This window comes from Sporomusa aerivorans, from assembly GCF_041428895.1.
Lineage (GTDB): Bacteria > Bacillota > Negativicutes > Sporomusales > Sporomusaceae > Sporomusa > Sporomusa aerivorans.
In genome coordinates this window covers 1630637-1641985 of record NZ_CP156926.1, presented here as the reverse complement: position 1 = coordinate 1641985, position 11349 = coordinate 1630637, and the positions used below count along the sequence as shown (strand labels likewise).

The following is an 11349-nucleotide window of genomic DNA, read 5'->3' as shown; positions in this document are numbered from 1 at the left end:
TTTACTGATCAGCCTGGCACTAGTACTTTGCGTCACTTAAAAATTGAGAATAGTTAGGTGACGAAGGTCTAGCATTTGTTTACTATTATATTTATTAACTCTGAAGCGCAACACTGTCCTAAAGCACTATTTTTTTTAGCTTGTTGCTCCCCGGATAGTACTTTCAGGCGGTGTCAATAGTACTTTTGGATAATAGACATCAGGATAACATAGTTTTATAATCAATATATAGTTGATTAGCAACAAGCTAAAGGCTACAAAGGTCCTCAGACCTTTGTAGCCTTTTCTGCTTTCGAGCTCGGCAGTGCCTGTAAGAAACTCTACCGGATCCCAGGCATGCATGATTAAATACTTAGGAAGGAGGCTGACTCATCCGATCTTCGGCAAATACAAAAATTTCACAAATTCATCTAAGGAGGCAAACTATGAAAACCCGTTTATTTCTACTGGTAACGCTCATTCTAACTTTTACGCTGCTGCCGGTCTCGGCTCACGAAGCAGCAACCTCCGGCCAAGTCCACAGCGCCCAGACCCCGGGCGGACACGATGCCAACGCTTCGATTCACCATAAAATTGATCAATTGTTAAAATCAATACCTGAGAACCATTCCTTTATTGTGCCTTTGGAAAGCAAAACAGCCAACGATCTTCTGCTGGCTGTGCGCACCGCAGAAAACTTTCAAAAATCGCCTGTCCCAGATGCCTTAAATGTTTCTCTGGCGGATTTGCACGCTCACCTGAAGAACCTGCCTAAAGATAAAAGAGTGCTGGTCATTGGCGATTCCACGGTGGACGGGGCTTATGCCACTTTTATCTTGCGGTTGCATGGCATCGAAGGCTGGCTGATAAAAAGTGACAAAGCACATAGCGGCTGCCCCTTGGCGGAATCCCAGAATAAGAAAAAATGCCCAAAATGCCATTGATACAGAAAAACTCACAAGGAGCCACTGTTAGCACTTCTTTATGAGTTTTTACATGCCTAAAGCACGTCTCCTAAATATTTCCAAAAACCTGGAGGTCCAAAATGAAAGTATATTGCCTTATCATTATGCTTATCGCCTTAATCCTGACAGGCTTCCCCGCCGCCGGTTCGGCCGCAGGTCAAGAATTCACCATTGTTAATAACAGCAGCTCCGACTTTTATGATCTGGCAATCACGCCGGCCAACAGCGCCGAGCGGGGACCCAACGTCTTAAACGGGGATGACTTGCAAAGCGGCCAAAGCCTGCGTGTTGTTTTTCCCAATTATAATTCCGGCATTACGCAATGGGACATCCTGGGGATCAGCTGCTGCGGAGAAAAATTAAAATGGCAGCAACTCAATTTAAATTCAGCCCGTATGATCACGTTACGCGACGGCGGCATTGCTGAATTGAATTAGCTGCCAACAAAAATTTTCTTCATTTTAAATTAAAATTAAAAAAATGCTGCCCTTATTTGACTACAGGGCAGCATTTTTATTTTCGCCAAATTCCATTACCGTATTACTCTGAAGCCGTAATAATCTCCAAAATGCTCTTCAGCCCATATCTCTTTTGTACTTCCTGCAAATCGGCCAATACCGCGCCGCTGATGTCCACGCCTTGCTTAATGCTGTTGGCTCTGCTGATATATTCCTTTTCCCCCGGCATGTAGATCTCCCCGTAGTTCTCCTCGCGCCGGGAGGCCTTTAAACTTGCAATCAGCTCATCAACCGCCTGTTTAAATAGGGCAGTATCTACAAAATCCGTAATGTGAACAGCCCCGAAAAAGAAACCCACGCCGTTATGTTTTGCCGCAGGCTGCTCACCGCCTGCGGCCGCAAGAAAGGCACCGCTTAGAAGACCGCTAAGCACCTCTACCATAACCGCCAAATCGGAACCTTTATAACCGCCAAAGGGAATGACGGCCCCCAGCAAGGCTTCACCGGCGTTAACCGTGGGCTGCCCATGCTGATCAACAGCCCAGCCGGACGGTATCTCCCGTTCTTCCCGGTTGGCGACAATAATACGGTTAAAAGCAGCCTGACTGGTTGCCGCATCAAAGACCAGCGGATACTCTTGGTTGGCGGGGACGGCTATACTGATCGGGTTGGTGCCCAGCACCCGCGAAGTACCGCCATATACTGTCATGATGGGACCGCTGTTGCATAAGGCAATGCCAATCATATCCTGCTTTAAGGCCAGCATGGAATAAAAAGCCGCCATGCCGAAATGCCGGCCTTTGCCTACCGTAGCGACAGCAATTCCGGTCCTTTTGGCCTTATCCAGGCAGCGGGTCATGGCCCATTTGCCGGTAACAGCCCCTAAGCCGAAATCGCCGTCAATGGCCAGGCTGGAGATGCCCTCCCGGACTATTTTTATGTCCGGCCTGGCATTGAACTCCTTAATCTCAAGCTTATGGGCATATTCCTTCATTTTGGCAACACCGTGGGACTTTACGCCGCGTAATTCGGCTTCCACCAAATTGTCGGCCACCGTTTGGGCATCCGTCATCCCCACGCCTAAAGTGGCGAAAACTTCCTGGCAAAACACCCGCAGACTATCCTCCGTTACCCGATACTGTGTCATGACTTACTCCTTATCACTCTTTATTCTCCGGCAAGTTTATAGATGGCTGCCACATATACTTCAGTTGCTTTCAGCAAACTGTCAATCGAAATATATTCATTTTTTTGATGCGCCGTACGGGGATTGCCGGGAAACCGCGCCCCAAAGGCGGCAAAGTTGCCCAGTACGCGGGCGTAGGTACCGCCGCCCATAGCTTGTGGCGGCGTATCGTAGTCGCCGGTTATTTCGCGATAAGCGGCGACCAGTTTTTTTATTAAGGGCGAATCCGGCGCGACATAATGTGGCGACGAACCGGTATAATCTGCAAACGAAAAGCCGTATTGTTGGCCGGCGGCCTGCAGTTTCTCAATTATGTCGGCAGCATTATTCGTAACAGGGTAACGAATATTGACCGTCAGAGTAGCCGCGTGTTCGTCAACATGAATTAACCCCAGGTTATAGGTCAAATGTCCGGAAATTTCATCCCGGGCGGCGATTCCCAGACTTTCCGAGCTTGCTGCTGCCTGGGTAATAAACTCCAGCACCGGATGTTGGCCAACCGCGCTCAGTTCCCGGGCTAACTTGACGATTGCGTTTTCTCCCAGTTCCGGGGTTGATGCATGCGCCGCCACCCCAGTTGCCTCATAGCTTTTCCCGGCAAATTCCGCCTTGGCGTAGGCTGGCACCACATTGCGCGCCGTGCCGCCTGTAAAAATCAGTTTGCTGGTTCCGGGCGGCAATTGTTTTACAAAATTGCCGCTGAGCGCCCCTTTTTCCGCATTAATCACGGGAAAAGCGCCATCGGGTGTGAACCCGGAGGCCGGCAGCCCTTCTACTTTTATATAATGTTTGACACACTCAAAACCGCTCTCCTCATCGCAGCCGAAAACCAGCCGGATACGTTTGTTCACCACTATCCCGCTGTCGCGTACAAGCTTAAAAGCATACATGGCGGCAACGGCCGGTCCTTTATTATCAGCCGCGCCGCGGCCATAAATATTACCGTTATGGATTTCCCCGCCCAAAGGCGGATAATCCCAGTCAGTGCCTAGCGGTACTACATCTAAGTGCGGCATAATAACAACCACAGCCTGGCCTTCGCCAAATTCCCAATAACCGGCATAGCCATCCAAATCCTTGGTAATAAAACCCCATTGCCTGCCGATTTCCAAAACATAATCAAGGGCGGCCCGGTTACCCGCACCAAAAGGCGCATTGGGTAGAGCCGGTGTTTCCACGGTGTTAAACTGAATCAATCTTTGGGTTGTTGCTATGATATCATCTTTGATGGTTTGAATTTTACTTTTAATCGCCATACAGTTTACTCCTTACCTGTCTATTCTTTCAATTCACCGGTAAAAAAAGGGTTAACCTCATTCGTATACAAATCTTGGGCCTTAATTTCACCCGGGTTGGCAAAACCATTGCGTTCCATCATATCAATCCAGAACTGAATCTTCCTTTCATCCACCCATTTATCAGTGGAATGCCAGTTACCGCCGGATAAAGGCGCATCATTGAATTTAGCCCAAAGCTGTTTCGCGTCGGCAAAATTTTTATTGCCCCATTGCTGTCCCCGGTAGTTGCCGGAAATATAGGCTTTAACTACGCCCGGGTATCTTTTTATAAAATCTTCACTGAACGCCCGCACCGCCAGTCCCCCAGCTTCCCCGTCACCGGCTGCCACACCGATTTGATAGCTGGAAACCAGTACTTTCAGACCTGGCCGCTGCTGCGCACCAATCGAAAAAGTTGAGTGGACAACGGCAACATCAATCAATCCTTGCCGTAAGGCTTGTTCCTGCTGGGCATCCGGCATGGTCACCAGTTCCACCTGGTCTTTGGCGATGCCATTTTGCCGGAGATATTCATAAGTGAGCAAATCAGCGCAACTGCCTCTGTTGGCGACTGCTATTTTTTTGCCGATGAGATCCTGGGCCGTATTGATCTTGCTATTATCTTGAACTAACCAATACATATGGCCTTTATCGCCGTCAGGATGGTCCACCATTCCTTCCATAACAATTTTAATTTTCATACCGGCTTGTCTGGCCATGGCCACATTGATGACATGGCCGGAATGCATAACATCAACGTCGCCTTTGACAACGGCCTGCACCAAAGTTCCGCCTTTAAGCGGCCCCTGGTAATCGGTAACAATCCCCACATCCTTAAAAAAACCGTTTAGATCGGCCATGGCATAATCAAAGGCGCCGCCTTTGATTACTTTGAGGTGAAATTCCTGCGAAAGTTTGCCGTTTTTGAATTGGTAGTCACCGCCATCGACTCTTTTCGCGCAGCCTGTCAGCAGCAGAACGAGCAGTATTGCCAACACCGGCAATAGCCTGTTTGCCTTCATCTTCAACTCTCCCATCTGCCATAAAGTAAACTTAGCCTAACTGCCTATTCACATCTGAATGAGCCTCCGCACAACCCGGCGCCGCTTACTCCCGGACAACCGCTTGTCGGCCTGGCAGCCTTTATGCTCCGGAGAAGCTTTCCCCGCCGGCCGTATGTTTCCAATGCCTTAGCAATAGGACCGGTAACAGCTAAGGCGAAAACACCTTTTCCCAGCAACTCAATTTCAGCCCGTGGACCAATTTGGGTTACTAATACGGCCTCCACATCGGTCAGCAATTCAACTGCCCTGCTGGCGGCATGGGTGGCAGGATCTACAGGCTGCTGGACTGTCCGTTTCTCTAGCAACTGGTAGACCCCGGTCTCATCAACTTCATAAATCAAAAATTCCCTGGCCCGGCCGAAATGTTCGTTGATGGTGATCCCATCAGTACTGGCAACTGCTACTTTGGACATGTTCTATCACCTCATATTTATATTTGAATTACTTTCCCGTGAAAAATAAAAAGACAGATCTTTTCAAAATGAAAAAACCTGTCTCCGGACTCATTCCGGTCAACAAATCGGCTATTTAGATATTTTATACATTGTAGACCATGCGTCAGGCGGTGTCAATGCAAAATTTTATTATTTTTCAATGTTGACAATGCTGATCGGATTTATTACAATTAGTGCAATGTTAATTATTAACATCCAGGTGGTGATTTGCTAAAGATATTGTTTAGTATAGGCTGATTTAATTAAAAACAAAGTCAGGAAGGTGTATACGATGAGTGATAAGCACATCTATTTGGATCATTCGGCAACGACCTATATTAAGCCACAGGTCTTCGATGAAATGCTTCCCTATCTGAATACATATTACGGCAATCCTTCTTCCATCTATGCCATGTCACACAAGACAGAACAAGCCATTGACCAGGCCAGGGAAAGAGTAGCCCTCGCCCTGGGGGCGGAAAAAGCTGAGATATTCTTTACCGGCGGCGGCTCAGAAGCCGACAACTGGGCCTTAAAAGGGATTGCGTTTGCCAATAAGCACCGGGGTAATCATATCATTACCACCAAGATTGAGCATCATGCCATTTTGCATGCCTGCGAGTTTTTAGAACGCAACGGTTTTGAAGTAACCTATCTGCCGGTGGACGCCGAAGGTCTGGTAGACCCGGAAGCGGTGCGGCAGGCCATTACCGACAAAACCCTGCTGGTCTCGGTGATGTTTGCCAACAATGAAATCGGGACAATCGAGCCGGTAAAAGCAATCGGCCAAATCTGCCGGGAAAAGAAGGTATTGTTTCATACCGATGCCGTTCAGGCCGTAGGTCATGCGCCAATTGATGTAAAAGATATGAATATTGACCTATTGACGCTGGCTGCTCATAAATTTTACGGCCCCAAAGGCGTGGGTGCGCTTTATATCCGGCGGGGAGTAAAAATCGACAGTCTCATTCACGGCGGCGGCCAGGAGCGAGGCAAACGGGCCGGTACCGAGAATATTGCCGGTATTGTCGGTTTGGGCAAGGCGCTGGAACTGGCGGTGGCGGAAATGCCTGCCGAAAACAAGCGGCTGGCAGCCTTGCGGGATAAACTCATTAAAGGACTTACCCGTATACCGCACACCCGCTTGAACGGACCGGCGGGTGATAAGAGAATGCCTGGCAATGTGAATGTATGTTTTCAGTTCATTGAAGGCGAATCTTTGCTCTTATTACTAGATAGCAAGGGCATCTCGGCCTCCAGCGGCAGCGCCTGCACGTCCGGCTCGCTTGATCCCTCCCATGTATTGCTGGCAATCGGCCTGCCCCATGAAATTGCCCACGGCTCACTCAGGCTTACGCTCGGGAGCAGTACAACCGAGGCAGATATTGATTATGTTCTGGAGGTATTGCCCGGAATTGTACAACGATTAAGAGATATGTCCCCGCTCTGGAAAAACTATCTACAGGCGCAAGCAAACGCTAGTGGGCATGCAGTATAGTGGTAAGACCGGCAGACTATAGGGATATAAATTAAAGAAGGCTAAGAAAAACCTGGGCGGTTTTTCTTAGCCTTCAGACATTTTCCGATCAGCCAATACCTGTTTATTACAAAATATCACTTTATACAATGAGCTGTCAAGATCAGCTATATTTAAATTTTCCAATCGCAAGCTGCAGTTCCTGCGCCATTTGCACCAGGGTCTGGCTTGAGACTGGCAGTTCCTCCAACACCGGAAGGTTCTGCGATCGACCTGCTCTGCAGCTTGGCTCCGCCAGCCATATCGGCAATAGTGGCATAATCACGCTCTTCTTCGATGGCAAACTTACACATTAAATAGCTATCATTTTCAGAAAAAATAAAACTATTATTGCAAAGCAGATATTGTTGTTCTATAATGTTCATAGGTGGTGATCATTCGTGAACGAAGGTGAACGTTTTAAATCAATAATGGATATTTTATATCAAGAAGATCTGGTTTCCTCGGAAAAATTAGAAAAAATACTGGGTGTATCTTCTGTAACGATAAGAAGAGATTTGCAGAAATTAACTAAAAAAGGACTCATTGTGCGCTACAGAGGTGGCGCCATGCTGGCCAAGTCCAAACTTGGGCATGAACCAACATTGGGTGAACGCGAATCTGAGAATCTCTCTAACAAGCGCTTAATTGGGCAAACTGCCGCTAGTCTGGTAAAGGATGGGGAAGTCATTGCTCTGGATGTTGGAAGTACAGCGATGGAGCTTGCGAAAGCTTTAAAAGCACGCAGTAATATTACTGTTTTCACCCCTAGTTTGCCGATTGCCAATATATTTCTCAATACGAATGTAACGGTTTATATAGTCGGTGGAATTTTACAGCACAAAGAAGTTTGCGTAGGCGGACCAATTGCTAGAAGCATCATTCGTCAGTACCATTTCGATAAGTTTTTCCTGGGGGTTGCGGGTATCAGTGAAACTGCGGGAATGACTGATTTCGGCATGGATGAAGTTGAAACCAAGAAGGCTTTTATTGAACGGGCACGGGAGGTTATTGTACTGGCTGATTCCAGTAAATTTAGCAAAACTTCCTTTGCTACCATTTGTAAATTCAATGAAATAGATCAAATTATTACAGATTACGACCTCGATTCTCAGCTGCAAGCTAATTTAAAAAAGAAAGGAGTAGATATTGTCGTGGCCAGTTGCAGTGAGGATTGATTCGTATATAAAAATGTAAAAGGAGTAGCGATCATGAGAAAGAGAATTGCTATTTTAGGAAGCAGCGGCGGGAATCTTTATAATCTTGGTGGAAAAGACCCCAAAAGTCTGTTAGGGGAACTTATCCAACAAATTCAAGCTGCAGAAATGGAAATAGGTGCTGTGCAGTTTATTGCGGCAGAAGCTTCCATGGATAATATCAAACCAACTACAAAGGCAAGTTTGTGGACCTGGAACGGTGACGATATTGAAATTAGCTTTACCGGAACGCTGCAAGAAGTAAACGAACAAGCGAAAGCGGAAGATAGTAAAATTGCTCAATTAATTTCAGACAGCCAAATTGACGGACTTATTCTGGCCAGTGCTGATCCTGAGGGAACTAATAAAGAAGCACTTGCGGCCGCAGCCAAAAATAAACTGGCAGCAACAGGAACTGGCGGAACTTCCATGGCTAAAATTCAGGCCATGGGTGTAAACGTTGTTGCTGTTTCAGGTACTACAGGCACCACAAACCGGACTCGCTCCATTGCTAATGTTTTTGCCCTTGCTAAACATTGGCAATTGAAATACCGTCCTTCGATAGGAAATGCCGGAGAAATCAATGCTTCTGGAAACGTTTTTTCCAGAATAAGTATTCGTGGTATATTGATGGCTTCCTTACCCGCTTTCATTAGCATGGCCCTTATCCTAATAATCAGTAAAATTCCAGGGTTACAAGCTTTCGAGAAAATATTTGAAACGATAATTGCCGCTCTGCCTGTTGTTGTCGCTACAATAGCTGCCAAGCAAGTTTCCGGTTTGAATGAAGTCGCGATTGTGGCAGGGATTATTACCGGTACTTTATCTGTCGGTGGTGGACTAATTGGGGGCATTATCGGCGGTATAATCGCCGGTATCCTTGTTCAGGTCTTGTTTATAAAATGCCTTCAGTGGAGCTTCCCCGCAACCACAGCGAATATCGTATCGGGTGGTATTTCCGGATTGATCGCAGGCTTGCTTGTTTATTATTTAATCGGTCCTCTGGCTCAAATGGCTGGGGATAGTATAAGATTACTCATCAATACGGCAATCGAAATCAGCCCTGTACTATGTGGAGCATTAGCCGGTTTGCTAATTTGGCCGGCAATAATGGGCGGCATGTACCATGCGGCTATTTTGCCCATCGTCCTACTGGAAATGGAGAAAACAGGGAACAGCTTTTTAGGGGCAATTGATATGGTCGGTTTGGTCATGGTATCTGCTGGGATAACCCTGGCAAATGTGCTGTATCCCAGGGTCAAAGATGAACAGGCTTTAGCCACACCTGGATTTTTAATCAACGTTGTATTTGGCACTTTTGTCGAGGCTTCCTATCCATTTATGTTTTCCAATAAAATTGTTTTCGCCGGTGCTCTCATCTCGGCCTGCGTAGGTGGAACTTTGGTAGGTTTTTTTAATGTCAGAGGAACCGCTTATGTCCCAGCCATTGTAGCACCAGGTCTTTCTACTGACTGGCAAGGATTTTTGATTAGTATGCTAGTTGCCATGGCGATTAGTTTTATAATTACAATTTCCGCAAATAAATTTAGTAAAGTTAAAGATTCAAAGGATGACATTACAGTAGCCTAGCTATGTAATAATTATACTAATTAAGGAGTGTTAGAAATGATTAAAGCAGACATGAGAAAAAAAATGGAATCTGCAAGGCAAAAGGTTTTAGCCGCTATTCATGCCCACGGTGGTACCACGCTGCTTTCGACTGGTTTAACCGGCGATGATGCCCGGTTGGCTAAAGCTGCTATTGCAGCCGGTGCTAAAATGGTAGAGCCGAACCATCCGGCAGTCGCTCTAGCCCGGGGTTATAAAGGAGTTACCAATATGCACGCTGCCGAGCAAATTCGTCATGAAATACCAATTGTGGAAATGGCTAAAGTAACCTCAGGAGTGAGACAGGTTGTTGGTAAGGACATTTATATCACAGTAGGTATTCCCGGTGGATTTACCGAAATCATGCCTACCATTCTTACCGATAACGATTTTAAGCTGATGTCAGAAGCAGGTGCTGATGGCCTTCATATTCATAAAAGTGATTTACAAGATTTAGCCGAAATTGTTGAAAAAGCACATTACTACGGCCTGCTTGTCGATGCATATATTGGTCGCTCTACGGATTTGCATTCTTTTGGCATTCCTGCTGATACACCTGAAGAAGTAGCTAAAGTAGCCAAAGAGATGGAAAAAATAGGCGTAGATTTTATTGGTCTGATGACCGGTATGAGTTATGAAGGAATCGCGGCTGGTGAAATCCCTGCTGTAATAAAAGAGCGTCTCAAATCGTTAGTTGAGACTGTTAATGTTCCGACCTTAGCCGAAGGTGGCATCAATCTAAATAATCAAACTGCTTTTAGAAATACCGGCGTTAATATTTTGGTTGTAGGTACAGCTATTGATGATATGGCTGAAGAAGCAGTTAAAGCAGCAGTAAAATCCTTTCTGCCTTAAAGTAAGGAGAGTTTTTTTAATGAAAAGGAAAAGTCTTATTAGAAAAAAGAGCCCAAAAACGCTTTGAGCCGGCAAGCAAACAAGCGAATTTGAGCCCCCTATGGAAAGGAAAATCTTCTGATTTTCCTTTCCTTTGCATTATAGCACACCGTTAATTAATCGTCACCAATGGTGAACTTTCTAAAACGCTCAGCGTTTGACAGTATGCTTAACCGCATTTCTCTATTAAGCCCCTTGCGGGGCACCTGTTTCGCCTTCTTAAAAGGCTTAACATTTGTTGAATAAAATTGTCAAATATAAACTATAAGAGAACGCAACATGCAAAAAACGCTTGATGGTCATTTATATTTTTGACTCACCTCAAGGGCTTCTTCCAGATAATAGATCAGGTCATTAATATCTTCCAAACCGATAGACACGCGGATCAGATCTGCGGTTACGCCGGTTGCCAGTTGCTCCGCCGGGGTTAACTGCTGGTGGGTGGTGCTGGCCGGATGAATAACCAGCGACTTGGCATCGCCAACATTGGCCAGGTGAGAAAACAAGCCGAGATTATCGATAAGCCTGCGGCCTGCTTCTAAGCCTCCTTTTATGCCAAAAGTAAGAATGGCCCCTGCGCCCTTGGGGAAATACTTCTGCGCCTTTTCATAACCCTGCCGCATTGCCTGTCGTTAATTCACTGTTCGGCCGCACCTCCCTACATTTATACCAGTATCTCCTTGTCCGGCAGAAAACTATATTTCTGTCAGGCGGCTGGCGCCCAGCCTTGGCTAAAAAAGCGCAAGCCGGTGTTACAGGGAAGTTATAGATT

The 11349-nt window shown here is 46.3% G+C and carries 11 protein-coding genes and 1 pseudogene; 6 read left to right on the top strand and 6 right to left on the bottom strand.

All coding sequences use genetic code 11. The features are described 5' to 3' along the window. Positions 1–425 precede the first annotated feature (425 nt). Positions 426–923 (top strand): rhodanese-like domain-containing protein, encoded by a 498-nt coding sequence (locus tag SATMO3_RS07390; RefSeq protein WP_371379613.1) that lies wholly within the window; start codon positions 426–428, stop codon positions 921–923. Positions 924–1024: 101 nt separating this feature from the next. Next, positions 1025–1381 carry a hypothetical protein gene (locus SATMO3_RS07385; protein ID WP_371379611.1) on the top strand — a complete coding sequence of 119 codons (357 nt, stop codon included), beginning with the start codon at positions 1025–1027 and terminating at the stop codon, positions 1379–1381. 103 nt (positions 1382–1484) lie between these two features. On the opposite strand, the gene SATMO3_RS07380 is transcribed toward SATMO3_RS07385, so the two are convergent. From SATMO3_RS07380 to SATMO3_RS07365, 4 genes are read right to left on the bottom strand one after another with little or no spacing between them, the layout of a single operon-like run. Then, the gene (locus tag SATMO3_RS07380; protein WP_371379609.1) at positions 1485–2549 is read right to left on the bottom strand and encodes an Ldh family oxidoreductase; all 1065 of its coding nucleotides are present in this window, start codon (positions 2547–2549) and stop codon (positions 1485–1487) included. 20 nt (positions 2550–2569) lie between these two features. Next, positions 2570–3844 (bottom strand): Sapep family Mn(2+)-dependent dipeptidase, encoded by a 1275-nt coding sequence (locus SATMO3_RS07375; protein WP_371379607.1) that lies wholly within the window; start codon positions 3842–3844, stop codon positions 2570–2572. Between the two features lie 20 nt (positions 3845–3864). Further along, entirely contained in the window at positions 3865–4887 is a 1023-nt protein-coding gene (locus SATMO3_RS07370) for an ABC transporter substrate-binding protein (protein WP_371379604.1), read from the bottom strand. A gap of 44 nt (positions 4888–4931) precedes the next feature. Continuing rightward, positions 4932–5342 (bottom strand): NifB/NifX family molybdenum-iron cluster-binding protein, encoded by a 411-nt coding sequence (locus tag SATMO3_RS07365; protein ID WP_371379602.1) that lies wholly within the window; start codon positions 5340–5342, stop codon positions 4932–4934. 313 nt (positions 5343–5655) lie between these two features. Between SATMO3_RS07365 and nifS the strand changes: the two genes are divergently transcribed. Continuing rightward, positions 5656–6861: a cysteine desulfurase NifS gene (gene nifS, locus SATMO3_RS07360; protein ID WP_371379600.1), complete on the top strand. Its 1206-nt coding sequence runs from the start codon at positions 5656–5658 to the stop codon at positions 6859–6861. Positions 6862–7013: 152 nt separating this feature from the next. Here nifS and SATMO3_RS07355 read toward each other — a convergent pair whose 3' ends face one another. Beyond that, positions 7014–7265 carry a hypothetical protein gene (locus tag SATMO3_RS07355; protein ID WP_371379597.1) on the bottom strand — a complete coding sequence of 84 codons (252 nt, stop codon included), beginning with the start codon at positions 7263–7265 and terminating at the stop codon, positions 7014–7016. A 15-nt stretch (positions 7266–7280) separates the two neighbouring features. Here SATMO3_RS07355 and SATMO3_RS07350 point away from each other — a divergent pair, with 15 nt between their 5' ends. From SATMO3_RS07350 to SATMO3_RS07340, 3 genes are read left to right on the top strand one after another with little or no spacing between them, the layout of a single operon-like run. Continuing rightward, a complete protein-coding gene (locus SATMO3_RS07350) occupies positions 7281–8057 on the top strand; it encodes a DeoR/GlpR family DNA-binding transcription regulator (RefSeq protein WP_371379595.1) in 777 nt (258 codons plus the stop codon). A 33-nt stretch (positions 8058–8090) separates the two neighbouring features. Then, positions 8091–9665 carry a PTS sugar transporter gene (locus SATMO3_RS07345; RefSeq protein ID WP_371379591.1) on the top strand — a complete coding sequence of 525 codons (1575 nt, stop codon included), beginning with the start codon at positions 8091–8093 and terminating at the stop codon, positions 9663–9665. Between the two features lie 36 nt (positions 9666–9701). Beyond that, positions 9702–10538, top strand: a complete 837-nt coding sequence (locus SATMO3_RS07340) for a thiamine phosphate synthase (RefSeq protein ID WP_371379589.1) — start codon at positions 9702–9704, stop codon at positions 10536–10538. A gap of 338 nt (positions 10539–10876) precedes the next feature. Here the strand turns inward: SATMO3_RS07340 and SATMO3_RS07335 are convergent. Next, positions 10877–11188, bottom strand: a pseudogene (locus tag SATMO3_RS07335) (PLP-dependent transferase); the annotation flags it as partial. Positions 11189–11349 lie beyond the last annotated feature (161 nt).

Bases quoted from the DNA above. Each gene is read 5' to 3' on its own strand.
- SATMO3_RS07380 (WP_371379609.1), bottom strand. From the start codon at position 2,549: ATGACACAGTATCGGGTAACGGAGGATAGTCTGCGGGTGTTTTGCCAG.
- SATMO3_RS07385 (WP_371379611.1), top strand. From the start codon at position 1,025: ATGAAAGTATATTGCCTTATCATTATGCTTATCGCCTTAATCCTGACA.
- SATMO3_RS07345 (WP_371379591.1), top strand. From the start codon at position 8,091: ATGAGAAAGAGAATTGCTATTTTAGGAAGCAGCGGCGGGAATCTTTAT.
- SATMO3_RS07355 (WP_371379597.1), bottom strand. From the start codon at position 7,265: ATGAACATTATAGAACAACAATATCTGCTTTGCAATAATAGTTTTATT.
- SATMO3_RS07340 (WP_371379589.1), top strand. From the start codon at position 9,702: ATGATTAAAGCAGACATGAGAAAAAAAATGGAATCTGCAAGGCAAAAG.
- SATMO3_RS07370 (WP_371379604.1), bottom strand. From the start codon at position 4,887: ATGAAGGCAAACAGGCTATTGCCGGTGTTGGCAATACTGCTCGTTCTG.
- nifS (WP_371379600.1), top strand. From the start codon at position 5,656: ATGAGTGATAAGCACATCTATTTGGATCATTCGGCAACGACCTATATT.
- SATMO3_RS07365 (WP_371379602.1), bottom strand. From the start codon at position 5,342: ATGTCCAAAGTAGCAGTTGCCAGTACTGATGGGATCACCATCAACGAA.
- SATMO3_RS07375 (WP_371379607.1), bottom strand. From the start codon at position 3,844: ATGGCGATTAAAAGTAAAATTCAAACCATCAAAGATGATATCATAGCA.
- SATMO3_RS07390 (WP_371379613.1), top strand. From the start codon at position 426: ATGAAAACCCGTTTATTTCTACTGGTAACGCTCATTCTAACTTTTACG.